Annotated in this window: 14 protein-coding genes and 1 pseudogene; 11 read left to right on the forward strand and 4 right to left on the reverse strand. The window is 67.0% G+C overall.

The window, feature by feature from the left end; all coding sequences use genetic code 11:
- Nucleotides 1-299 precede the first annotated feature (299 nt).
- From AB5T46_RS05460 to AB5T46_RS05475, 4 genes are all read right to left on the reverse strand, one after another.
- Complete coding sequence (locus AB5T46_RS05460) at nt 300-1580, reverse strand: aspartyl protease family protein (protein ID WP_370562845.1); 1281 nt, start codon at nt 1578-1580, stop codon at nt 300-302.
- 375 nt (nt 1581-1955) lie between these two features.
- The gene (locus tag AB5T46_RS05465; RefSeq protein WP_370562846.1) at nt 1956-2372 is read right to left on the reverse strand and encodes a DUF4124 domain-containing protein; all 417 of its coding nucleotides are present in this window, start codon (nt 2370-2372) and stop codon (nt 1956-1958) included.
- Nucleotides 2373-2410: 38 nt separating this feature from the next.
- Nucleotides 2411-2671, reverse strand: coding sequence for a hypothetical protein (locus AB5T46_RS05470; RefSeq protein ID WP_370562847.1), 261 nt, complete (start codon nt 2669-2671; stop codon nt 2411-2413).
- A gap of 8 nt (nt 2672-2679) precedes the next feature.
- Nucleotides 2680-3741, reverse strand: coding sequence for a LacI family DNA-binding transcriptional regulator (locus AB5T46_RS05475; RefSeq protein WP_370562848.1), 1062 nt, complete (start codon nt 3739-3741; stop codon nt 2680-2682).
- 499 nt (nt 3742-4240) lie between these two features.
- On the opposite strand from AB5T46_RS05475, the gene AB5T46_RS05480 reads away from it, so the two are divergent.
- The 11 genes and pseudogenes from AB5T46_RS05480 (at nt 4241) to AB5T46_RS05530 (ending at nt 25921) form a co-directional block, all read left to right on the forward strand.
- Nucleotides 4241-5248 carry a glucokinase gene (locus tag AB5T46_RS05480; RefSeq protein ID WP_370562849.1) on the forward strand — a complete coding sequence of 336 codons (1008 nt, stop codon included), beginning with the start codon at nt 4241-4243 and terminating at the stop codon, nt 5246-5248.
- 140 nt (nt 5249-5388) lie between these two features.
- Nucleotides 5389-7965 (forward strand): TonB-dependent receptor, encoded by a 2577-nt coding sequence (locus tag AB5T46_RS05485; protein WP_370562850.1) that lies wholly within the window; start codon nt 5389-5391, stop codon nt 7963-7965.
- A gap of 190 nt (nt 7966-8155) precedes the next feature.
- On the forward strand, nt 8156-10567 hold the full coding sequence (locus AB5T46_RS05490) for a beta-N-acetylhexosaminidase (protein WP_370562851.1): 2412 nt from the start codon (nt 8156-8158) through the stop codon (nt 10565-10567).
- An 18-nt stretch (nt 10568-10585) separates the two neighbouring features.
- Nucleotides 10586-13267 (forward strand): beta-mannosidase, encoded by a 2682-nt coding sequence (locus AB5T46_RS05495; protein ID WP_370562852.1) that lies wholly within the window; start codon nt 10586-10588, stop codon nt 13265-13267.
- Complete coding sequence (locus AB5T46_RS05500) at nt 13267-15999, forward strand: glycoside hydrolase family 3 C-terminal domain-containing protein (protein ID WP_370563104.1); 2733 nt, start codon at nt 13267-13269, stop codon at nt 15997-15999. The genes AB5T46_RS05495 and AB5T46_RS05500 overlap by 1 nt, the downstream gene beginning before the upstream one ends.
- Before the next feature lie 126 nt (nt 16000-16125).
- Nucleotides 16126-17575 (forward strand): annotated as a pseudogene (locus AB5T46_RS05505) (glycoside hydrolase family 125 protein).
- A gap of 108 nt (nt 17576-17683) precedes the next feature.
- Nucleotides 17684-20026 (forward strand): GH92 family glycosyl hydrolase, encoded by a 2343-nt coding sequence (locus AB5T46_RS05510; protein ID WP_370562853.1) that lies wholly within the window; start codon nt 17684-17686, stop codon nt 20024-20026.
- Between the two features lie 59 nt (nt 20027-20085).
- The gene (locus AB5T46_RS05515; protein WP_370562855.1) at nt 20086-21930 is read left to right on the forward strand and encodes a glycoside hydrolase family 35 protein; all 1845 of its coding nucleotides are present in this window, start codon (nt 20086-20088) and stop codon (nt 21928-21930) included.
- A 118-nt stretch (nt 21931-22048) separates the two neighbouring features.
- Nucleotides 22049-23431, forward strand: a complete 1383-nt coding sequence (locus tag AB5T46_RS05520; RefSeq protein WP_370562856.1) for an alpha-L-fucosidase — start codon at nt 22049-22051, stop codon at nt 23429-23431.
- A 53-nt stretch (nt 23432-23484) separates the two neighbouring features.
- Nucleotides 23485-24570: a sialidase family protein gene (locus AB5T46_RS05525; protein WP_370562857.1), complete on the forward strand. Its 1086-nt coding sequence runs from the start codon at nt 23485-23487 to the stop codon at nt 24568-24570.
- 298 nt (nt 24571-24868) lie between these two features.
- On the forward strand, nt 24869-25921 hold the full coding sequence (locus AB5T46_RS05530) for a LacI family DNA-binding transcriptional regulator (protein WP_370562858.1): 1053 nt from the start codon (nt 24869-24871) through the stop codon (nt 25919-25921).
- The last annotated feature ends 152 nt before the right edge of the window (nt 25922-26073 follow it).

Genomic DNA, 26073 nt, shown 5'->3' on the forward strand with positions numbered 1-26073 from the left:
GCGCGAACAATATGCGCGCCCGATCGCATTGCATCTCCCGCTGCGGTAGACGCGCGATCCGCGACCCGCACGACTGCACGCTCGTAAAGCACGCGGACCCCTACAAGGTCCGGACCAAATCGGTAGCGAGCTCGCAGGCCTCGCTCGCGTCGTCTATGAACGCTATTACTCAGCCCGCTTACAGCGCTAGTCCCGGAGCCCTGAGACAGTCCGTCCGATCCATCACCCAAGCCTTCAAACTGACCGGCTGCCTTGTCGGGCTGTGCGTCCATTCACGCTCCTAGCTCCAAAGCAGACGATCAGCGCCGGTCAGATCGAGGCTCAAAGCAGAGTCGACGCGCGGCGAAATCCATGTAAAGGTCGCTTCCTGCGAGGATGCCCGCTCCCACATTATGGGAAGTGCCGTACTCGCTTCCCTTGTCGCCACGCGCAACCGTGCCCCGCAGACCGTTCACCGTCACCTGCTGCGATTCCACGTCCCAGGGTGCAACTACTGGAGCATTGAACTCCATCATCAGACCGGGATTTCCAGTGTCGATGTCGGCCGGCGTCTCAACTCCATTGATATCTACAGATGCGACTAGGAACACACGCCCACCAGTCGTATCAGATCCGATTGAAAATGTGGAATCGCATGATGATGAAGCCGTCATCTCCAGCTGCGTCTCGGTGAGCCTGAATGGCTTCATGTGTTGAATGAGATTGAATCCAATGATGTTGGGGAGACTGGGATCCTCGCTCACCAGTACAGTAATGTTCTTGGCCTCAAAGGAACCGAATTGAATGCTCTCCAGCGTTACGAGCTGCGTTCTGACCTGCCGACCCTCAAGATACATGTTGAACTTGAGGTTTCCGCCCCAGCCAGAGTCTAGATCGATGTTGAGCCGCCGCGCCAGTTCCCCACCGATCAAAGTATGAGCACCTGTATCGAAAACGAAATCGGCAAGCTCGCCATTCGCTTTGGCCTGTATCGAGTAAGGACCTTTCGGAACGCCCTCCGGAGAAATCCCCTGGTCGAGGTAAGGAACCCGCTTCAGAACTTCCGACGTGCCTTGATTCCGGAACTCAGGACGTCCTGAATCGATTCGAGGAAGCATTGCCGCGCCCGGAAGCGCAACTTGTGCGTTGCGCGTGAACTTTCCCGGATAAATCCTGTGCGCTTCCTCTCGCGCGTGGTCCTCAACCGCGACAAGCGCGTTGCGCATCAGCGTCACCCAGCTCGCCATATCCCCCGCAATGAGCTTGTTTCCTGCGAGAAGAGCGCGGCACTTCGCCTCACTTGCGTAATTCTTGACGATATCTGCACGAGCCAGTTCAGAACACCGAAGAGCATGCACATCAGAGGCACCCAAACGCGCCTCTGCGCGAGCCTTGTAGGCTGCGACCAGCTCACGCTCGACCGAGTCTACCGCCTCCTCCATGAGCGCATCCAGTGCCCGCACGTCTCCCTCTGCCAGTGCTCGATCAGCGGCTCCTTCGGGTGGCGTGAGCGTAATGACCGGTTCTTGCGCGAAGGCATTCGCCCCAAGCAGGCAAGCAGCCAATTCGCCGAAAATCAAGACCTTTAACGACTTACTCATATCGGCCCAAATATGGCCGCCCGTGCCATTCCGGGCGGCGAAAGATTTGATCAGAAGCCAGTGTTGAAGATGGAACCGAAGAACGAGAACCCGCCCAACGAACTGTAGCCCGTCTGTACTGTATACCCCCAACTAGCTCCAGTATTACGAACATTCAGAGACCATGTGTTACTTGCGGAAGCGTAGCTCCCGGTGAGCGTGCCCCCGGCGAACGCATGCTCATATCTTCCCGTCACGCCGTCAGGCACGATCGACACGACGGGTGATTCCTTGGCGGCAAACAGCTACGGCGGCCGGGTCATGCACACCCGCTGCGCGCTGCGGGTGGCTGGCGACTGGCCGGTCGCGCCCGTACCGCGGGCCCGGGGCCTCCGGCTACGGCTTGCAGGCCTGATAGACCATATCGTCCATGCTGCGCCGCTGCACGAAGGTGCGCTTAGGACTATCAGCCAACCAGCGATCGCGACGAGCCTTTGCAACTTGGCAGCGCTGGCGGTTGACGCTGGACGCCGAAGGCGGCCGATGAGAGGCGACCCCGGAGGCACCGTGCAACTGCTGTCGCCGTTGGTCAGCAGCGAGCCGAGCGGCACCGAGATCACGATCGATACGGCGCTGCTGGGAACGCGATACGTGCGGCTGAGAGGCGTCCCACGATTTGGCGACCTGCTGACCAACCGGGCACGGATCGGACTGGTACGAGGTCTCGCCTGAAGCGCTTACGCACTTATGAATGGACTGCGCTGCAACGGGCGCTGCGGCCATCAACAGCGCGACAATAACGATTCCCTTCATACCCCACCCCCTCCTGATGCGGTGAAGCGAGTATAGGGCTAGATCGCCAAGCGGATCATCTGCCAATAGCTGGAATCCAGATCCGGTCGAGGTGCCGTTCCCGCAACACCACCGATGACGTCCGGCGCTGCAGGTGTCGGACCGCGCAGGCTGTTCCTGCGGGAGTTGTAGGCCGGCCCGTTGCGCGCGATCGCCACGCAGCGATCCAGACCCATCGCGTAGCAGGTGCCCAGCTCCGTCATGCAGGTACGGCCCTCGTGGCCATCTGCAACAGCTCGGTGGAAGGCCGGCGCGATCACGCCCTGCTCTACTTCGGCTTCGCCAGCGTCGCGCGCGGACGCAGCGGCGCGGTCGATCCGCGCACCACCAGCTGCGGCAGGAAGCCCTGGTTGCGCGGCGGCGTCGCGTCGTCGGCGTAGGCGTGCCGGCGCAGGCCGGCGATCAGCAGGCGCGTGGCCTGCCTGGCGATGGCCTCGGTGGCCTGCTTGGCGGTGGTCAGCTGCGGCCACGACTGGCGCGAGAACGGGCTGTCCTCGAAACCGGCGATGGAAAGTTCGTACGGCACGTCGATGCCGGCGGACTTCGCCGCGGCCAGCACGCCGGCGGCGATCTCGTCGTTGCTGCCGAAGATCGCGGTCGGCGGCTCGTGCAGCGCGAGCAGGCGCCGCGCTCCACGGAAGCCGTCGTCGAAGGTGTAGTCGCCGGGCACCACCAAGCGTTTGTCGACGGTGATGCCGTAGTCCTGCAACGCCCTTTCGTAGCCGGCGTGGCGCTCACCGCTGGAACGGTGCCGCGGGCCACCCCACAGGAACCCGATGTGCCGGTGGCCGAGTTGGATCAGGTGCTCGGTGATCTCGTAGGCGGCGCTGCGGTCGTCGACGTAGACGCACGGCAGGCCGTCGGCCGGGTCATCGGTCGCGGCGATGATCCGCACCAGTGCGATGCCACGCTCGGCCAGCGCGTCGACCAGGTCCTTGCGCTCGGACATCGGCGCGGTCAGCACCAGCCCGGCCAGGCGAGAGCGCTGCACAAACTCGATCAGTTCTTCGGCCAGCAGCGGCGAATTCGAGTCCGTCGGCTGGATCTGCAGGGCGAAGCCGGTCTCGCGGCACGCGGCGAGCACGCCCTTCTGCATCGCGATGATGTGGTACGGGTTGGGATTGTCGTAGACCAGGCCGATCGCGAACGAAAAGCCATTGCGCAGGTTGCGCGCGGACGGGTCGGGCTCGTAATCGAGCTCGGCGATCGCCTGCGTGACGCGCGCACGCGTGGCCTGCGCCACCGATGATTCGTTGTTGATCACCCGGGACACGGTCTTCAGCGAGACCTTGGCGCGTTCGGCGACGTCCTTGATGGTGGATCTGCGCATGGCGTCGATCTGTCTCCCGACTTGGTTCAGGCGCGTATCGCAGCGCGGTGGCCGCACGTGGCGAAATACAGGCAATGGGACTCCCTCGACGATCGCCGGCGGCTTTGGCAGGTGCACGGCGTAGTGCCGAGCGGCGCATCAACGCGGGCATGACTTACGTTGTCATAGATTCCTGGTCTCACCTGTCTCCGCTCCCAGTCCGACGCCCTCTCCTCGCTACCAGCCGGTCCCGGCGAATGTTCTTGGGATGCCTACCTGTTTCTACCTTGTCCCGACTGTTCGGCTTACTGGAACGTTCTAAAACGGAAAAATATCAACAAATTCGAACTCGATCCAGCACCCTGTGTAGATGAACAGGCCGGCTGCCAGTGATCCGGCCCTCCTTGGCACAAATCGATGACAAGCCATTGACATCGTTGTTTGGATCGATCCAAACTCGGGCCATGTCGGGCGCCCCACCGGGCGCCATGGCGGATCCGGGGATGGGAGCGTGTTCGCAATGGTCGATCCAGCCACAACGGGTTCACTACTGGACGGCACGCCGTTCCTCGCCGCAGATGTCGGCGGCACCCACGCGCGCCTGGCCCTGGTGCGTGCCGGGGCTGCCGGGCAGCCAGTCGCAGTCGAAGTGCTGGCGTTCCACAAGTACGACTGCACTGAACACGCCTCGCTCTCCGACTTGATCACCGAGTTCCTCGCCGCACACGGCGGCGGCAGGGTGGACCGCGGCGTGGTCGCCAGCGCCGGCTACGAGCTGGACGACGGCACCGTCATCGCCACCAACCTGCCGTGGCCGCTGTCGATCCGCGAGACACGCGAGCGCCTCCGCTTCGCCGACCTGCGCCTGGTCAACGATTTCAAAGCCGTGGCCTACGCCGCGGCCACCCTCCCCGCTGCGGAGACCACCCGCATCGCCGGACCGGACGAAGCCTCGGTGCGCGGCCCGGTGCTGGTGCTGGGCCCGGGGACCGGCCTCGGCGCGGCGGTGTGGATCCCCCGTGGCGATCACCCCTTCGTGCTGGCCACCGAGGCCGGCCAGGCCGCGCTGGCGGCCGGCAACGAACTCGAACTCGCGCTGCTGTCCCAACTGTTGAAGCAGCATGCGCACGTGACGATCGGGCACGTGCTGTCCGGCCCCGGCATCCTCAACCTGTACAACGCGCTAGCGGTGCTGCGCGGTGCGAGACCCGTGTTGTCCACACCGAGCCAGATCACCGCGGCAGCGCAGGCCGGCGACGACGCGCTCGCACGCGAAACCCTCGAAACCTTCTGCGGCTTCCTCGGCAGCGTGGTCGGCGACATGGCGCTGACCTACGGCGTACAGGGCGGCATCCGCCTGGCCGGCGGCATCCCGTCGCAGATCCGCGACTTCCTCCTGAACAGCGACTTCGTCGCGCGCTACCTCAACAAAGGACCGATGCGCGCGGCGCTGGAGCGCATTCCCGTGCGCCTGGTCGAGCACGGACGGCTCGGTGTGGTCGGCGCAGCGCATTGGTACCTGGACTAGGGAACACGGGCATTCGCAACCGCAACACCACAGACACGGAGGGGGTGCATCCGGCGCCCGGGGTGGAAATCCAAGGAGCAACAGCAGCTCGACAACTACACAACTATCGCAGCATTCAACTGATTGATCGGGAGAGTGGCATGAAATACCGCAAGTCAGCACTGTCGGCAGCCATCGTCGCCTGCATAGCGTTCAACGCCCACGCGCAGGATGCCAGCCAGGCGCCCAACTCCACGGAGCAGGCCAAGCAGCTGGACACCGTCACCGTCACCGGCTATCGCGGCTCTCTCGAAAAGAGCCAGGCGGTCAAGCGCTCGGCCAATGCCATCGTCGACGCGATCAGCGCCGAAGACATCGGCAAGTTCCCCGACACCAACGCCGCCGAATCGCTGGCGCACCTGCCCGGCATTACCGTCGACCGCCAGTTCGGCGAAGGCGAGAAGGTCAGCATCAACGGTACCGACCCGGCGCTGAACCGGGTGCTGGTCAACGGCCAGACCATCGCCTCCGGCGATTGGGGCGGCAACCCCACCGACACCAGCGGCCGCACCTTCAACTACACCCTGCTGTCGCCGGAAATCATCGGCCTGATGGAGGTGTACAAGACCCCCGAAGCGCGCATCGACGAAGGCTCGATCGGCGGCACCGTGATCGTGCACACCCGCAAGCCGCTGGACCTGCCCAGGAACACCGTCCGCGGCTCGGTCGGCTACAACTACAACGACCGCTCGAAAGATGGCAATCCACGCGCCTCGGCGCTGTGGAGCTGGAAGAACGACGCCGAGGACTTCGGTTTCATGGTCTCGGCCACCCACGACAAGCAGAGCATTTCCCGCGCCGGCATCGAGTACTGGGGCTATGTCACCGGACTGCCCGCCACCGCCACGATCACCGGCGAAGGCGATCCCGCAGAGGCCCTGCTGCCGGTCGGCATCAGCAGTTCCTATTTCCAGCAGGACCGCGAGCGCGACGGCCTGCAGGCAGCGCTGCAGTGGAAGCCCAATGAGCGCAACGAGTTCAACCTGACCGGCATCTACGTCAAGGGCAAGTACGACAACTTCAGCCAGGCGCGCTACGTCTGCCCGGCCTGCAGCCTCGGCCAGATCACCAGCGCCACCATCGACGACGGCTACGTGGTCGCCGCCGACGTCGACGGCGACGCCTATGCGCAGCACGACTTCAACCTGCGCGAGAGCCAGGTCGAGACCAGGAGCTTGCACCTGCGCCACGACTGGTACGGCGACAACTGGGTGTTCACCACCCAGGCGGGCACGACCAGCGCCAAGGGCGGCAAGGATCCGGAATACCTGATGAAGACGCTGCTGCTGAGCGGCGGATTCGACTTCGAATACGACGCCACGCACACCATCGTGAACTACGACAACAACGATGCGTCCAACTGGGGCCTGGCCCCCGGCCAGCAGTACGGCGGCCAGTACTACGAGACCAGCCGCGACAAGGAACGCTACTTCCAGTTCGACGCCACGCAGGACGTGGAATGGGGTCCCATCCACCAGGTCCAACTGGGCTACAAGTACACCAACCACGACAACGGCGTGTCTTCGCGGGGGAACGCGGTGGACGTGGTCTCGGCGTTGAACCTGACCGAGATCCTGGGCGGCCTGTCGCCCAGCGGGCTCTACGACGGCCTGGGTGCGGGCGGCGACCTGGCGTCGTGGCCGGTGGCCGACCTGGGCAAGGCCATCGCCTACTTCAATACGCTGGAGCCGCGCGGTCCCTACAACTTCAACTACGGCCCCTCGTTCGACGTCAAGGAAATCACCACCGCGCTTTACGCGCAGGCGAACTTCGAGTCAGGCAAGTGGCGCGGCAACCTGGGCGTGCGCTATGTCGACACGTCGGACAAGTCGCTGTACTGGGTCAACAACAACTCAGGCAGCTATGATCGGGCGCTGGCGAACCGCAGCTACTACAAGCCGTTGCCGAGCTTCAACGTGGCCTACGACCTGGGCGAAGACATGGTGGCGCGCTTCTCCGCGGCCAAGGTGATGGCCCGCCCGCGCTACGGCCAACTGGCCGGAACGCTGGATCTTAACGATCAGGAATTTACCGGCGGCGGCGGCAATGTCGACCTGAAACCCTACGAGGCCACCAACTACGGCCTGACGTTCGAGTGGTATTTCGCTCCGAGCAGCATGTTCGCCGCCGAATTGTTCCGGCGCGACATCAGCAACTACGTCGTGACCAACACCACTGAGCAGCAGTTGACCAATCCGATTTCGGGGGTGTCCGGCGTCTATTCCATCAGCCGCCCGATCAACGTCGCCGATGCCACGGCTACCGGCCTTGCCCTGAATTATCAGCAGGCGTTCGACAGCGGTTTCGGCATCAACGCCAACTACACCTATACCGATACCAGCACCAGCACCAACCTGTTCCTGCCGTACGTCTCCGAACACGCCTTTACGCTGACCCCATACTTCGAAAAAGGCCCGTTCAACGTGCGCGTGAACTACGGCTATCGCTCGGAATATTTCAATCAAATCGGGCGCCAGGAATCCACCGTGTTCGCCGACGCGTACAAGCAGCTCGACCTGATCGCCGGCTACCAGATCAACGAACTGTTCGGCGTCACCCTCAGCGCCACCAACCTGCTCGACGATACCTACTACTGGTACGACACCGAGAAGCGCACCCCGCTCGGCGTGTACAAGAGTGGACGCAACTACCAGGTGGCCTTCACCTTCAAGTTCTGATGTGGTACGGGTGGGCCATCGTTCCCTCCACGATGGCCTGCTTTTTTAGCAGGGCCGCTACAAACGGCCCTGCAGCTTTTCTACGAGGAGTGCGGTTCCCCATGACGCCCGATAGCCGTTGCCGCGCAGCAGCTCCGTTCCTCCGCCACGCCGGGGCCGAATGCTGGCACGCGATGAGAAAGGCGACCGAATGATCACGACACCCACCCGTTCGACACGCGCCGGCACACTGGTACGCGCATTCGCCCTGCTGTTGACCACCGGCATGGTGCTGCCGGGCTGCGCCGAGCGCACAGCCCCGTCGGCCACCGAGCGCGTCGACGTGCTGCCGCTGATTCCCGCGCCGGTCGAGGCCGAACGCGGCGACGGCCGCTTCCGGATCACCGCCGAGACTGTCGTTTCGGTTGCGCAGAACGATGCTCCGGCGCGCGACGCCGCCAACCATCTGGCCCGGCTGCTGCGCGATACGCGTGGCTTGGCCCTGGCCGTGCGTGAGGAACTCGCACCGTCACCAGGGAGCATCCGCTTGCAGTTGGACCCCCAGTCACCCGTGGCCCAGGCCGAGGGCTATGCGCTGGACGCGGATGCGGAGGGGCTGCGCATCCGCGCACGCGACGCAGCCGGCCTGTTCTACGGCGCGGTCAGCGCATGGCAACTAACGAGCGCCGATGCCGGCCGCGATGCTGTCGAGACTGACGTAGTCGAGATACCGGCGGTGACGATTCGCGACTGGCCGCGCTTCGGCTGGCGCGGCCAGCTGCTGGACGTGGCTCGCCACTTTCATGATGTGGACACGGTCAAGCATGTGATCGACGCGATGGCCCGACACAAGCTCAACGTGCTGCACCTGCACCTGACCGACGACCAGGGCTGGCGCATCGAGATCAAGCGCTACCCGAAGCTCACCGAGATCGGCGCCTGGCGCACGCCGCCGGGTGCGGGCCGCCACGGCACGCCGCAGCGCTACGGCGGCTACTACACGCAGGAACAGATCCGCGAACTGGTTGCCTACGCCGCCGCGCGACACATCACCATCCTGCCCGAGATCGACATGCCCGGCCACGCGCAGGCGGCGGTGGCGGCCTATCCGGGAGAAATCGGCGTGACCAGCGAACGCCCGCCGGTGGCGGTGGACTGGGGCGTCAACCCCTACCTGTTCGACACCGACGAACGCAGCCTGAAGTTCATCCAGGGCGTGCTCGACGAAGTGCTGGAACTGTTCCCCTCCCCTTTCATCCACATCGGTGGCGACGAGGCGGTCAAGGACCAGTGGGAAGCGTCGCCGGCGGTCCGCGCGCAGATGCGGCAGCTCGGCGTGAAGGACGCGCATGCGATGCAGGGCTGGTTCAACGCGCAACTCGCGAAGTACCTGACAAGCAAGGGCCGGCGCCTGATCGGCTGGGACGAGATCCTGGAAGGCGGCCTGCCGGACAGCGCCTCGGTGATGTCCTGGCGCGGCGTGGACGGCGCCGTGGCGGCCGCCAGGCTCGGCCACGACGTGGTGCTGGCCCCGGCCGGCTGGATGTATCTCGACAACCTGCAGACCGAGCGCAGCGACGAGCCCAACGGCCGCCTGGCGGTGCTGCCGCTGTCGCGGGTCTACGAGCTGGATCCGGTACCGGCGGAGCTGACCGCCGACCAGGCCCGGCACGTGCTGGGCGCGCAGGGCGCGTTGTGGAGCGAATACATTCCCTCGCGCCGCCACATCGACCATGCACTGTTCCCGCGCCTGGCCGCGGTGGCCGAAGTGGCCTGGTCGCCGATGGCCGCACGCGACTGGGACGGCTTCCTCGCGCGCCTGCCGGCGCAGCTGCAGCGCTATCGTGCGCTGGGGATCGGCTCCAGCGACGGCGCCTTCGCCGCCGACATCGGGATCGACGGCGGCCCCAACACGGTATTGAGCGGCGGCCCGGCCAGGATCGCACTCGGCAACCAGACCGGCGTCGGCCAGATCCGCTACACCATCGACGGCAGCGAGCCGACACTGGAGTCCTCGCGCTACGGCGCGCCGTTCGCGGTGACGCTGCCGGTCACGGTCAAGGCCGCGGTATTCACCGAGGATGGACAGCCGCTGGCGGCTGCGCGCAGCCGCCACTTCGACCGCGAGGCGCTGCTCACAGTCGACACCCAGGGCTTGCGCAACTGCCACGACGGAGGCCCGCTGGGCCTGCGCGTGCCGCTGCTGCCGGACATGCCGGGCATGGACACGCCGGTCTACAACGTCGACCTGTTCTACGCCTGCTGGACCTACCCGCAGGCGCGGCTGGACGGTATTGCGGGAATCCGCATCGACGCCGCGCGACTGGCGCGCAACTATGGCCTGGCGCACGACCAGTCCAAGGTGCATCAGTATCCTTCGAGTACACCGCAGGGCGAACTGGAAGTGCTGCGCGGTTGCGACGGCGAGCTCCTGGCCAAGGTGGCGCTGCCGGACGGCGCCATCCTGGGCGAACAGTTCATCCTGGAAGCCCTGCTTCCGCCGCAAGAAGGCGTGCACGACCTGTGCCTGCGCTTCACCGCACCCATCGAAGGCCCGCTGTACGCGATCGGGGCCGTCCGCCTGATCGAGGCCACCGCGCAGTCGCCACCCGTCCGGTACTGACCCACATTAGGAGCCCGCATGTCCTTGCCACTCCATCGTTTTCGTTCCCGCGGCATCCCGCACCTGATCGCGCTGCTGTGCCTGGCCTTGTCAATGCCGGCTTGGGCCGCACCGCCCACCTCGCTGAATCTCGACGAAGGTTGGCAGGTTCGGCTGGTGCCGGGACAGGCGCAGGCCAAGGAACATCCGGAAGCGGCGGCGTGGCTGCCGGCGCGAGTGCCGGGCACGGTGCAGACCGACCTGATGGCCGCCGGGGTGGTGCCCGATCCATTCGTAGGCGCCAACGAAGGCGCCATCCAATGGGTCGGCCTGAGCGACTGGCAGTACCGCAGCCGTTTCAAGGTCGATGCGGCGACGTTGGCGCGCGGGCACGTCGAACTGCTGTTCGACGGGCTGGACACGTTTGCCGAGGTCCGCCTCAACGGCAAGCCGCTGCTGGACGCGGACAACATGTTCCGGCGCTGGCGAGTGGATGCCAAGCCGCTGCTCAGGCGCGGTGAGAACGTGCTCGAAGTGACCTTCCGTTCGCCGATCAAGAAGCTCCAGCCGTGGCTGGCGCAACAGCCGTATGCCCTGCCCGGCGGCTACGACTCGGCCTTCGGCGACGAGCCGGACGGGCGGCTCGTTACCACTTATGTCCGCAAGGCGCCCTACCATTTTGGCTGGGACTGGGGGCCGCGTATCGTCACCGCCGGCATCTGGAAGCACGTGCGCCTGGAAGCCTGGGACGCGGTGCGCGTGGAAGGCATGCATGTCTCCCAGCAGCGGGTGGACGCGCGGGCGGCACAGCTCGAGGCGCAGATCGAACTGGAGGCCGGCGCCAGCGGGCCGGTGCAGATCGTGCTGGAAGTGCGCGATCCGGACGGCGCCACGGTGGCGCGGATCGAACGCGATGCGGTGGTCGATCCCGGCCGCAACCGCATCGACCTGCCGCTGCGCATCGCCGATCCCAGGCGCTGGTTCCCGTTCGGCTATGGCGCCCAGGACCGCTACACGTTCGCCGCTACGCTGCGCGACGCCAACGGCGACCTGCATACGGTCCAGCGCACCACTGGTTTGCGCACCGTCGAACTGCGCCGCGAGAAGGACCAGTGGGGCAAGAGCATGGAATTCGTGGTCAACGGCATCCCGATCTTCGCCAAGGGAGCCAACCTGATCCCGCTGGACAGCTTTCCCACCCGCGTCGACGAGGCACGCATGCGCCGCACGCTGCTCGACGCGCGCGAAGCCAACATGAACATGCTGCGCATGTGGGGCGGCGGCCACTACCAGGACGACCGCTTCTACGAGCTTGCCGACGAACTGGGCGTCATGATCTGGCAGGACTTCATGTTCGGCGGCGCGATCCCGCCGTACGACGTGGAATTCCGCGAGAACACCCGGCAGGAGGCGATCGAACAGGTCAAGCGGCTGCGCGACCATCCCAGCATCGTGATGTGGTGCGGCAACAACGAGGTGCAGACCGGTTGGCAGAACTGGGGCGACCGGGTCAAGTTCAAGCAATCGATCGACCCCGAGGAACGCAGCCGCATCGAGCGCGGCATGACCACGCTGTTCGGCGGCGTATTCCGCGAGGTGGTCGCCCTCTACGATCCGGACGTGCCGTATTGGGCGACTTCGCCCGGTACCGATTTCGATGGCGCCGCGGACCAGAGCGACGACGGCGACATGCACTACTGGCAGGTCTGGGGCGGTTCCAAGCCGGTCGAGGCGTACCTGGACGTCGACACCCGCTTCCTGTCCGAGTACGGCCTGCAGTCCTTCCCGGACATGCGCACCATCCGCGCCTTCGCCGGCCCGCAGGACATGGATCCGGAATCGCCGGTGATGCGCGCGCACCAGAAGTACGACAGCGGCAACGGCAACCAGCGCCTGCTCCTCTACATCCGCCGCGAGTTCGGCGAACCGAAGGATTTCGAAAGCTTCGTCTATCTGAGCCAGCTGATGCAGGCCGAGGGCATCGGCCTGGCCGCCTCGCACCTGCGTGCGTCGCGACCGCAGGCGATGGGTTCGCTGTACTGGCAGTTCAACGACGTGTGGCCGGGCGCATCGTGGTCCGGCGTGGACTACTACGGGCGCTGGAAAGCGTTGAACCACCACGCCCGCCGCTTCTACGCACCTGAGTTGGCCGCCGCGCTGCGCAAGGACGGGATGACCACGCTGTCGCTGGTCTCCGACCGCACCGAACCGCTGGCCGCGCACTGGCGGCTGCGGGTGCTGGATTTCGACGGGAAGGAACAGGGCCGCCATGAGCAAGCAGTCACCCTGCCGCCGCTGAGCAGCACCCGCGCCGGCCGGTTCAGCGATGCGCAGTTGCTCGGCGATGCCGATCCGAAGCGGAGCTTCGCGGTGTTCGAACTGCTCGACGGCGAGCGCGTGCTGTCGCGCCAGCTGGTGTTCTTCGATGCCGCCAAGCGCCTGGCGCTGCCCGCGGCGCAGGTCCGCAGCGACTGGCAAGCCGACGGCGACGGTTTTGCGCTGACCCTGTCCAGCGACACGCTGGCGCGCGATGTCTGGCTGTCGTTCGGCGATCTCGACGTGCGTGTCTCGGACAACGCCTTCCACCTGCTGCCGGGCGAACCGCTGACCGTGCGCGTGCACGGCCAGGCAACGTTGGAGCAGCTGCGCGCGGCGCTGCAAGTGCGCGAACTGGCCGGCACGCTGGCCGGCGCACCGGCTGAGCCCGAGGAGGCGCAATGATGGCGATCGCCCCTTCATACCTACCGGCGTGGATCCCTGGCACTTTGGCGTCCCGCAGCATCCGAAGGCATCGTTCCCGCACCTTCGCGTCAGTGACGCTGCTTGCCCTTGCGGGAGCGGCGCTTCTGACCGCCGCTCCCGCCCGCGCCGACGAGGCCGAGGACCGCGCCGCCGCGCTGGTGGCGAAGATGACGCGCGAGGAGAAGATCGCGCAGACGATGAACGCCGCTCCGGCGATCCCCCGCCTGGGCGTGCCGGCCTACGAGTGGTGGAACGAGGGCCTGCACGGCATCGCCCGCAGCGGTCATGCCACCGTATTTCCGCAGGCGATCGGGCTGGCGGCGACCTGGAACACCGATCTGCTCGAACAGGTCGGCACCGTGACCTCCACCGAGGCGCGCGCCAAGTTCAACATGGCCGGTGGCCCGGGCAGCGACCACGGACGTTACGAAGGCCTGACCATCTGGTCGCCGAACATCAACATCTTTCGCGACCCGCGCTGGGGCCGCGGCATGGAGACCTACGGCGAGGACCCCTACCTCACCGGACAACTGGCGGTCGGCTTCATCCGCGGTCTGCAGGGCGACGACCCGCAGCACCCGCGCACGATCGCCACGCCCAAGCACCTGGCCGTGCACAGCGGTCCGGAGCCCGGTCGCCATGGTTTCGACGTCGACGTTTCCCCGCGCGACCTGGAGGCCACCTACCTGCCCGCTTTCCGCACCGCGCTGGTCGAAGGCGGCGCCGGCGCGGTGATGTGCGCCTACAACTCGCTGCACGGTACGCCGGCCTGCGCCGCCGACTGGCTGCTCGATGGCCGCCTGCGCGACGACTGGGGGTTCAAGGGCTTCGTGGTGTCCGACTGCGACGCGCTCTACGACATGCTCCACTTCCATTACTTCCGTCCCGATGAGGCCGGCGCGGCCGCCGCCGCGCTGAATGCCGGGCACGACCTCAATTGCGGCAACACCTATCGCGCACTGGGCCAGGCGCTGGATCGCGGCGAGACCGACGAAGCGCGGCTGGACCGGTCGCTGGTGCGCCTGTTCGCCGCGCGCTACCGCCTGGGCGAACTGAAGCAGCCCCATCTGGAGCCGCCGCGACGGGATCCGTACGCACGGTTGGGCGCGGACGACATCGGCACGCCGGCCAGCGACGCGCTGGCGCTGGAGGCGGCGCGGCAGTCTCTGGTGCTGCTGAAGAACCAGGGCGCGACATTGCCGCTGGAACCGGACACGCGGCTGGCGGTGATCGGCCCGAATGCCGACGCCCTCGCTGCGCTGGAGGCCAACTACCAGGGCACCTCGGTCGATCCGGTAACGCCTTTGCTGGGCCTGCGGCAGCGCTTCGGCGCCGGGCACGTGCACTATGCGCAGGGCGCGCCGCTGGCAGCGGGAGTGCCGGTGATGATCCCCGAAACCGCGCTGCGCCACGGCGGACAAGCGGGCCTGAAGGGCGAGTACTTCGACAATCCGGACCTGGCCGGCGCCCCGCGCGTGGTGCGCCAGGATCGCGTGGTCAGCTTCAACTGGGACCAGGTGGCGCCGGCTCCCGGCGTGGACCAGGACCGCTACTCGGTGCGCTGGACCGGCGAACTGCTGCCGCCCGGTCCAGGCGACTACACCTTGGCGGTGCGCGTGGCGCGCTGCTTCGACTGTACCGGCCACGACCCGGTGCGCCTGTACGTGGACGACGAACTGGTGATCGCCGGCAACGCCGAAGACAAGCGCATCGCCGCCGGCGTGCACAACGCCGACGGCCGCAACGTCGAAGCGCAGCTCCATTTCGAGGACGCGCGGCCCCGGCGTATCCGCCTGGAGATCGAGCACCATGGCCAGGATCAGGGCCTGCGCCTGGAATGGCTGGCGCCGGCGGACGCGCAACTGGCCGAGGCTGCGCGTGCCGTGGCGCAGGCCGATGCAGTGGTCGCCTTTGTCGGCCTGTCGCCGGACGTGGAGGGCGAGGAGCTGAAGGTCGACGTGCTCGGTTTCGACGGCGGCGACCGCAACGCCATCGGTCTTCCGGCGATGCAGCAGGCACTGCTCGAGCGCGCCAAGGCCGACGGCAAGCCGCTGATCGCGGTGCTGATGAGCGGCAGCGCGGTGGCGCTGAACTGGGCGCAGCAACACGCCGACGCGATCCTCGCCGCGTGGTACCCCGGCCAGTCCGGCGGCACCGCCATCGCGCAGGCGCTGGCCGGCGATTTCAGTCCCGGCGGCCGCCTGCCGGTGACCTTCTACCGCTCGACCAGGGATCTGCCGCCCTACGTCAGCTACGACATGAAGGGCCGCACCTACCGCTACTTCACCGGCACGCCGCTGTACCCGTTCGGCCACGGCCTGGGCTACACCACCTTCGCCTACGACGCGCCGCGACTGTCGGCGCAGGCGCTGAAGGCCGGCGAGCCGCTGCGCGTGAGCGTGCGGGTGCGGAACAGCGGCGAACGCAGCGGCGACGAGGTGGTGCAGGTCTATCTGGAGTATCCGCAACGACCGCAGTCGCCGATCCGCAGCCTGGTCGGATTCCAGCGGCTGACGCTGCAACCCGGCGAATCGCGCGAGGTGGAATTCGAACTGGGCGCGCGCGAGCTCAGCGACGTCGACCGCGCCGGCCAGCGCGCGGTCGAGGCCGGCGACTACCGCGTATTCGTCGGCGGCGGCCAACCCGGCACCGGCGCGCCGGGCGCCGAGGCGGCGTTCTCGATCCAGGGCCGGATGCCGCTGCCCAAGTGAACCGCGTTCTCGTCCAACCGTAGAGCCGAGCTTGCTCGGCTGCATTGCCGGGAATGCCCCAGCCGAGCAAGCTCGGCTCTACAAGGCGGAAACACACAGCAACACAAAAGATCAGGAGATCCCGACATGCCCACCCGCCGCGACATCCTCCAGCTCCTCGGCGCCGGCGCCGGCGCCGGCCTGCTCGGCTGTGCGCTGCCCGCCTTTGCCGCTACGTCGGCCGCGAAGGGAGGCGCCTTCGCCAGCAAGCGACCGCCGAAGGGCGAACGCCGCTTCGTCAGCGCCGCGGTGGAGCGCCAGCTGGCGCAGATCAAGGCACGGATCGGCGATCCCGAACTGGCCTGGCTGTTCGAGAACTGCTATCCGAACACGCTGGACACCACCGTGCAGACCGGCACCCGCGACGGCAAGCCGGACACCTTCATCGTCACCGGCGACATCGACGCGATGTGGCTGCGTGACTCCTCCGCGCAGGTGCATCCCTATCTCCCGCTGGCGAAGCGGGACGCGGCACTGCGGCGGATGCTGCACGGCCTGATCCGGCGCCAGTCGCTGTGCATCCGGCTCGACCCCTATGCCAACGCCTTCCTGCCCGACGGCGTGACCCAGCGCCTGGAGTGGTCGGTCAACGACATCACCGAGATGAAGCCCGGCGTGGGAGAACGCAAATGGGAAATCGATTCACTGTGCTATCCGATCCGGTTGGCGCACGAATACTGGCGTGCAACTGGTGACACCGCGCCGTTCGATGACGACTGGCGCGAGGCGATGCGTCTCGTGTTGCGCACCTTTCGCGAGCAGCAGCGCCTGCACGACCGCGGCCCGTACACGTTCCAGCGTCCCTCGCCTTTCGCCACCGAGACCCTGGTGCTGCAAGGCTACGGCCGGCCGACCCGGCCCAACGGCATGATCCATTCGATGTTCCGGCCGTCCGACGACGCCTGCGTGTATCCGCTGTTCGTGCCGGCCAACCTGTTCGCGGTGGCCTCGTTGCGCCAGCTGGCGACGATGAGCGAGACGATCCACCACGATACGGAGTTCGCCGCCGACTGCAGCGCGCTCGCCGACGAGGTGGAAAAGGCAACGCACCAGCACGGCTTGATGCGCGACGCCGATGGCCAACCGTTCTGGGCCTACGAAGTGGACGGATACGGCAATCAATTGTTTATCGACGACGCCAACGCGCCCGGCCTGCTGAGCCTGGCCTACCTGGGTTGCTGCGAGCGCGACGACCCGGTATTCCGGCGGACCCGCCGGCTGGCCTGGAGCGAGCGCAATCCCTACTTCTGCCAAGGCCGCGCCGCCGAGGGCGTCGGCAGCCCGCACACCGGCCTGCGCACGATCTGGCCGATGGCGATCATCCAGTACGCACTGGCCAGCGACGACGATACGCAGATCCGCCAGTGCCTGCACTGGCTCAAGACCACCCATGCCGATACCGGCTTCATGCACGAGGCCTTCGATCAGGACGACCCGGCGAAGTTCACCCCGCGACTGGTTCGCGTGGGCAAACACCCAATTCGGCGAACTGATCGTCGATCTGGCGCAGCGCAAACCGCACCTGCTGCGTGGCTGACGCGACACCTGTAGAGCGGAGCTTGCTCCGCTGGCCTTCCCGGCGAAGCAGCCGAGCAAGCTCGGCTCTACAGGTCACCGGAACACGCATCCACCGAGGACACACCCAATGGCAACTCGACGCGGATTCCTGCAAAGCGCCATTGCCCTGGCCCTGTTCGGCGGCAGCGGCCTGTCAGGCCTCGCGTTCGCACGCGCGGGCCGCTACGCGATGCCGGCCGATGCACGCGCCAAGGCCGACCTGACCCGTCACGTCGACGTGTTCATCGGCACCGGCGGCCACGGCCACACCTTTCCCGGCGCCACGCTGCCGTTCGGCATGGTGCAACTCAGCCCGGACACCTACAACGCGGTCTGGGATGCGTGCAGTGGCTACCACGAGTCCGACGGCTCGATCATGGGCTTCTCGCATACCCACCTGTCCGGCACCGGCATCGGCGACATGCTCGACTTCCTGCTCGTGCCGCGGACCGGCGAGGTCAGGCTGCAGCCCGGCTCGCCGGACGCGCCGGCGACCGGCTACCGCTCGCGCTACGACCACGCCGACGAGGCCGCCTCCCCGGGTTACTACCGGGTGCTGCTGAAGGACACCGGCATCCACGCCGAACTGACCGCCACCGCGCGCGCCGGCCTGCACCGCTATCACTTCCCCAAGGGCCGGCCCGGCCACCTGCTGCTGGACCTGTGCCACGGCTTCCAGGACAACCCGTCCACTCCGACGCGGGTCAGCGACGCGCAGTTGCGTATCGTCGACGAACGCACCGTCATCGGCGGCCGTCGCGTCCACCAGTGGGCGAAGGGCCGCTACATCTTCTTCGCGATGCGGCTGTCGCGTCCGTTCGCGCAGGTACAGTTGTATAGCGATGACCGGCCGCTGGCCGAAGATGCGCGCCAGGTCGACGGCACCCAGCTGAAGGCAGCGCTGCACTTGCCGGATGCCGACGCTGCGCCGCTGCTGGTCAAGGTCGGCATCTCCGCGGTCAGCGCCGAGAACGCGTTGGCGAACCTCGACGCCGAGTTGCCGGACTTCGATTTCGTCCGCGTGCACGCCGAGGCGGTCGCCGCCTGGGAGAAGGCACTGGCGCGGGTGCGCATCGAGGCCGACGACGACGCGCAGCGGCGCATCTTCTACACCGGCCTGTATCACACGCTGCTGGCGCCGACGCTGTTCAGCGACGTGGACGGCCGCCACCGCGGCATGGACCTGCAGGTGCACACGCTGCCGGAAGGTTCCCGCAACTACAGTACCTACTCGCTGTGGGACACCTACCGCGCGCTGCACCCGTTGCTGACCCTGATGCAGCCCGAACGCGTTCCCGATCTGATGCAGGGCCTGGTGCGCGGCGCGGCGGAATGCCCGGACGGCGTCGGTATCTGGCCGCTGCAGGGCGTGGAGACCGGCACCATGATCGGCTACCACTCGGCGGTGGCGCTGGCCGAGGCGCACGCCAAGGGTTTCGATGGCATCGACTACGCCGCCGCCTGGCCGTTGTACCGCAAGCGCGCGATGGACGACGATTTCCACGGCCTGTCGTACTACCGCCGGCTCGGCTACATCCCCAGCGATCAGGTCGACGAAGCGGCCAGCCGCACCCTGGAATACGCCTACGACGACTGGGCCTGCGCGCATCTGGCGCGGGCGGCCGGCGCCGAGGACGACTACCGCGCGCTCCTGGCCCGCTCGCGCAACTATCGCAACCTGTTCAACCAGGACAGCGGCTTCATCCGGCCGAAACTGGAGGACGGCAGCTGGGCCACACCGTTCGACCCGCGCGCACTCGGCCACATGGAGCGTTGGCACGACTTTACCGAATCCAACGCCTGGCAGGCCACCTTCCTCAACCAGCACGACCTGTACGGTTACATGGAACTGTTCGGCGGCCGCGACGGCTTCGTGCGCAAGCTCGACGAATTGTTCAGCACGAGCTCCGAGCTGCCGGCCGGCGCCCCGCCGGACATCGACGGCATGGTCGGCCAATACGCGCACGGCAACGAGCCCAGCCACCACGTCGCCTACCTCTACGCCTACGCCGGGCAACCGTGGAAGACGCAGGCCATGGTGCGCCGGCTGCTGCGCGAACAGTACCGCGACGCCCGTGACGGCCTGTCGGGCAACGAGGACTGCGGGCAGATGAGCGCCTGGTACGTGCTCAGCGCGCTGGGCTTCTACCCGGTCGATCCGGTCAGCGGCAATTATGTGATCGGTAGCCCGCTGTTCCGCAGCGCCGAACTGGATGTCGGCGGCGGCCGCGTGCTGCGCGTCGTCACCAGCCGCAACGGCGCGCAGAACGTCTACGTGCAACGCGTGCACTGGAACGGCAAGCCATATACGCGCAGTTGGCTGCGCCACGCCGACCTGGCCGCGGGCGGCACCCTGGAGTTCGTGATGGGACCGGAGCCCAATCAGGATTTCGGCAGCCGTTTGGAGGACCGGCCACCGTCGTTCGCTTGAAGGCCGTAACTCGAAAAGGCTCACCCATTCCCCTGGCGCAACACACTCGCGAGATTTCCATGGTGCACAAGATCTTCTTCGCCTCCCTCGCCCTGGCATTTGCATTGACGCTTCCTGTCACGGGCGCCGCCGCCGAAAACACTTGGCCGAGCTTCGCTACCGAAGCCACTGGCTTCACCCGCGATGGCGAGCCCTACCAGATCGTCTCCGGCGCGATCCATTTCCAGCGCATTCCGCGTGCGTACTGGAAGGACCGCATGCAGAAGGCGCGTGCGCTCGGACTGAACACGGTGGAGACCTACGTCTTCTGGAACCTGGTGGAGCCGCGGCGCGGCGAGTTCGACTTCCGCGGCGACAACGACGTCGCCGCCTTCGTGCGCGAGGCGGCCGCGCAGGGACTGAACGTGATCCTGCGCCCCGGCCCCTACGTCTGCGCCGAATGGGAGGCCGGCGGCTATCCGGCTTGGCTGTTCGCCGAACCGGGCATGCGCGTGCGCAGCCGCGACCCTCGCTTCCTCGCCGCCAGCGCTGCCTACCTGAAGGCCGTCGCCGACCAGGTGCGCCCGCTGCTCAACGGCAACGGCGGTCCGATCATTGCGGTACAGGTCGAGAACGAGTACGGCTCTTACGACGACGACCACGCCTATATGCAGGCCAACCGCGAGCTGTTCGTGCAGGCTGGTTTCGACAAGGCCCTGCTGTTCACTTCCGATGGCGCCGACATGCTCGCGAACGGCACCCTGCCCGACACGCTGGCCGTGGTGAACTTCGCCCCCGGCGAAGCCAAGAGCGCATTCGAGAAACTGGAGAAGTTCCAGCCGGGTCGGCCGCGCATGGTCGGCGAATACTGGGCCGGCTGGTTCGACCATTGGGGCAAGCCGCATGCCAATACCGACGCCAAACAGCAGGCCGAGGAACTGGAGTGGATGCTGCGCCAGGGCCATTCAGTGAACCTGTACATGTTCGTCGGCGGCACCAGCTTCGGCTTCATGAACGGCGCCAACTTCCAGAACAATCCCGGCGACCACTACGCGCCGCAGACCACCAGCTACGATTACGACGCGGCGTTGGACGAGGCCGGGCGGCCGACGCCGAAGTTCGCACCGTTCCGCGACGCCATCGCACGTGCGACCGGAGTACAGCCGCCGCCGTTGCCGGCGCCGATGCGCTTCGCCGCGTTGCCGCAGGTCGCGCTGCGCGAATCGGCCTCGCTGTGGGACAACCTGCCCGAGCCGGTCGCCAGCGAAACCCCGTTGCCGATGGAGGCCTATGGCCAGGACTACGGCTACATCCTCTACCGCACCACCGTGACGGGGCCGCGCAAAGGCGAGTTGTACCTGGGCGAAGTGCGCGATTACGCGCGCGTCTACCTCGACCGCCGGCTGGCCGGTAGCGCCGAGCGCCGATTGCAGCAGGTGTCGGTGGAACTGGACGTGCCGGCCGGAGAACACACACTCGACGTGCTGGTGGAGAACAGCGGACGCATCAACTACGGTCCACGCATGGCCGACGGCCGCGCCGGGCTGGTCGACCCGGTGCTGCTGGACGGCGAACGGCTGCTGGGCTGGCAGGCGTTCCCACTGCCGATGCGTTCGCCCGACACGCTGCAAGGCTGGACCACCGCCAAGGTGGAAGGCCCGGCGTTCCACCGCGGCAGCTTGCGCATCGCCGCCCCGGCCGACACCTGGCTGGACATGGATGCGTTCGGCAAGGGGTTCGCCTGGGCCAACGGCCGCAACCTCGGCCGCCACTGGAACATCGGCCCGCAGCGCGGGCTGTATTTCCCGGCACCGTGGCAGCGGCGCGGCGACAACCATGTGGTGGTGTTCGACCTGGACAGCGTCGCCGCCGCCAGCGTCCGCGGCGCGCCGGAGCCGCTGTGGAGCGAACCTGCAGATGACTGAGGACAGATATCCGCCCACCTCCATGGCGGCGGCACGCGTGCCGGACCGCGCCCTCCTTTCCACAGTTCCCTATCCGCGCGGCCAACGGCCGCGCCATGGCCTACAAGGTATTCCCCCGATGTCCCAACTCGTCCCCTCCCATATCCGCCGATTGGCTGCGCTCGGCCTGCTCCTCCTGGCCCTGCCGGTAGCCGCCGCGCAGAACTTCTCCGATGTGCGGCCGTCGCCGCAACAAGTGGCCTGGCAGGACCTGGAGTTCGGCGTGATCGTCCACTTCAATCCCAACACCTGGCTGGACCAGGAATGGGGCGACGGCACCGCCAGCCCGTCGGTGTTCGACCCGGATCAGGTCGACCCCGGGCAATGGGCGCGCGCCGCCAAGGCAGCCGGCGCGAAGTACCTGATCCTGGTCGCCAAGCATCATGATGGCTTCGCCCTGTGGCCGACCGGGCAGAGCGAGTATTCGGTCAAGAACAGTCCCTGGCTGGGAGGCAAGGGCGACCTGGTCAGGATGACCAGCGAAGCGGTTCGCAAGGAAGGCATGGGCTTCGGCATCTACCTGTCGCCCTGGGACCGGCACGAACCCAAGTACGCCGATTCCAAGGCCTACGACAAGTTCTATGCCGCGCAGTTGGTGGAACTGGCGCTTCACTACGGGCCGATCACCGAACTGTGGCTGGACGGCGCCGGCAGCGCCGGCCACGTCTACGACTTCGACAGATACATCGAGGAGCTGCGCACCTACCAGCCGAACGCGATGGTGTTCGCCGATACGGCGCTGTTCGAGTACGGCGACATCCGCTGGGTCGGCAACGAGGACGGCTTCATCGCGGGCGAGAACTGGAACGTGATCGATCGCCACGGCTACCTGCGCTGGCGGCCGGTGGAGGTGGATACGCCGCTGCATCGCCAGCAATGGTTCTGGCATCCCGACAGCGACCAGACCCTCAAGAGCCTGGACGAGCTGGTGGAGATCTGGGAGAAGAGCGTGGGCCTGGGCGGACAGCTGGTGCTGGGCATCGCGCCGGACACCCGCGGCCTGCTGCCGGAAGCCGACGTGCAGCGGCTGCGCGAGCTGGGCGACGCGATCCAGGCGCTGTACGGGCCGGCCAGCAATCTCGTGCCGGGCAACCTGAAAAGCGCGGGGACCGGCGCCGCGGCGGCCGACGGCGACCGCGACACCTTCTGGAGCGCGCCGGACGGATCGCACCATGCGACCCTGGAACTGAACTTCAGGCAGCCGGTGACCTTCGACAGCGCCCTGAGCATGGAATGGATCAATGCCGGCCAGCGCGTGCAGAAATACGCGGTAGAGGCGTGGCAGGACGGCCGGTGGGTGCGTCTGGCGCAGGCACAGGCGATCGGGCGGATGAAGATCGATCGTTTCGCCCCGGTCACCGCCTCGCGCGTACGCCTGAACATCCTGTCCAGTTCCGATCCGGTGCACATCCGCGAGTTCCAACTGTTCAACACCGGCAAGGGCGCGGCCGGGGCACGGTGAGCGCGCCGCGACAGTTCCAGCGCCGTCCCGCCACATCGGAGGCCGGAAGACACATGCATCCTGGACGAACCAATACCCTGCCCGCCCTTCTGTTGCTCGCCGCCCTGGCCATGACATCGTGCGGCACCCTGTCCTCGCCTTCGCCGGTGGTGCTGGAGGAATTCGTCGCCACGCCGCCGCCGCAATGCCATGCGTCCACCCTGGTCGAAACCCGCGACGGCACCCTGCTCGCCGCCTGGTTCGGCGGCGAGCGCGAGGGTGCGGCCGATGTGGGCATCTGGCTCGCCCGCCGCGGCGCCGAAGGCTGGCAACCGCCGCGGCGCGTGGCCGACGGCGCGCAGGACGGCGGCGAACCGCAGCCGGCGTGGAACCCGGTGCTGTTCCAGCCCGCGCAGGGCCCGCTGCAGCTGTACTACAAGGCCGGCCCGAATCCGCGACAGTGGTGGGGAATGCTCACCGTCTCCTCCGACGACGGCGCGCACTGGTCCGCGCCCAGGCGGCTGCCCGATGGCATCCTCGGCCCGATCAAGAACAAGCCGCTGCAGCTACCCGGCGGCCGCATCCTTGCCCCGAGCAGCAGCGAGGACGAAGCCGACGGCTGGCGCGTGCACATCGAAACCAGCGACGACAACGGCGTGCACTGGCGGCGCGGCGCGGCGCTCAATGATCCGGCGCAGATCGGCGCGATCCAGCCAAGCCTGCTGCACCATCGCGACGGCCGCCTGCAGGCGCTCGGGCGCAGCAAACAGAACCGCGTGTTCAGTGTCTTCTCCGACGATGGCGGTGCCACCTGGGGCCCGATGACGTTGCTGGACGTCGAAAACCCCAACTCCGGCACCGATGCGGTGATGCTGCGCGACGGCCGCGCGTTGCTGGTCTACAACCCGACCCTGGCCGGCGAGGACTGGTGGGATGGCCGCGGCGTGCTGGCGGTGGCGCTGTCGGACGACGGCGTGCGTTGGCGGCGTGTGCTGACGCTCGAGGACAGTCCCAAGGACGAATTCTCCTATCCGGCAGTCATCCAGACCCGCGACGGACTGGTACACGTCAGCTACACATGGAAACGCCAGCGGATCAAGCACGTGGTGCTGGATCCGCACCTTCTGTCAGCTCCGGTGCCGGAGGTGGACGATCCGTAGCGGCCTGCTCTCCTGCGTGGCGGATCTATCTACCGGTTTGAATCGGGCCGATGCTCGATCAACCAAGGCTGGCCGTCCGACCAGACATTTGATGAACGCGGTTCACCGCGCCGGGCCCGCACTGCTACCCGTTTGGGGGCTATCCTTCAGCAGCCGGGGCTTCGCCGTACACGGCCCGTTTGGCCGATGGCATACGCCACATCTGCGGCCGACGCGCAAGTGCGGCGAACGAGTCGGCACGACTTGCGGGTACCTCCTGTTTGACGCACGATACAGAGGTTGTATCGATCCAAATTGGATGGATGGCGGCTTGGAAAAATCGCGCAGGATCACCCTGAACGACATCGCACGCGCTTGTGGGGTCTCGCGCGCGACGGTGTCGCTGGTGCTGCGCCGCAGTCCGCTGGTGCATGCCGACACGCGCCGCCGGGTCGAGGCGGAAATGCTGCGTCAGGGCTACGTCTACAACCGCGCCGCCGCCAACCTGCGCCAGCGCGTGTCCACCACGGTGGCACTGGTCATCAACGACCTGTCGAACCCGTTCTTCGCCGAGTTTGCCGCCGGCGTCGACGAGGCGCTCGGCGTGAAGGGGTACGTCACCCTGCTCGGCAGCAGCAATGAGTCGCCCGCGCGGCAGCGCCAGGTACTGGGTTCGCTGATCGAGCACCATCCGGCCGGGATCATCCTGTCGCCGGCCGAGAACAGCGATGTCGCCGACGTGGAACTGGCGATCGGCCGGCATGCGCCGCTGCTGGTCTTCAACCGCAAGTTGACCGGCACGCCGGCCCCGGGTTTCGAATACGACTTCCTCGGTCTCGACAATCGCGCCGGCGCGCGCGCGGCGACCAAGCGGCTGCTGGAGCTGGGACACCGCCGTATCGCCTTCTATGGCGGCCACGCCGATTCCAGTTCCTGCCGCGAACGCCGCCTGGGCTACCAGGACGCGTTGGGCGAGGCCGGCATCCCGATCGATCCGCGCTCGATGATCGAAACCGCGCCGACCCGCCTCGAAGCCAATGCCCACGCCGACGCATTGTTCGCCATCGATGCGGCGCCGACCGCCGCGGTCTGCTACAACGACGCGGTGGCGCTGGGCCTGATGCTGGGGCTGACCCGCCTGGGCCGCCATCCGGGCGTCGACTTCGCCGTCACCGGTTTCGACGACATCCCCGAAGCCGCGCTCGGCGTCCCGCCACTGACCACGTTGAGCGCCGACCCGCGCGCACGCGGGCGCCAGGCCGCCGAACTTCTCTTGCAGCGCGCCGCCGCACCGTCGTTGCTACGGCGATCGGTGGTCGTGCCCGTGCTGCTGACCGAACGAGAGAGCACCCCGCATGCGCTCCGCGCCTGAGCCCTGCAACCCGCAACGAGCGGCCGCTGATCGATGAGCGCCGCCGACAACGCCATCCTCTGCTTCGGCGAAGCGCCGATCGACTTCCTCGCCGGCAAGCCCGCCGCGAGGGCGAAGCCTGCACGTCCGCCAGTTCGCCGCCGACGTACTGT

This window comes from Luteimonas salinilitoris, assembly GCF_041300785.1.
Classification (GTDB): Bacteria; Pseudomonadota; Gammaproteobacteria; order Xanthomonadales; family Xanthomonadaceae; genus Luteimonas; species Luteimonas salinilitoris.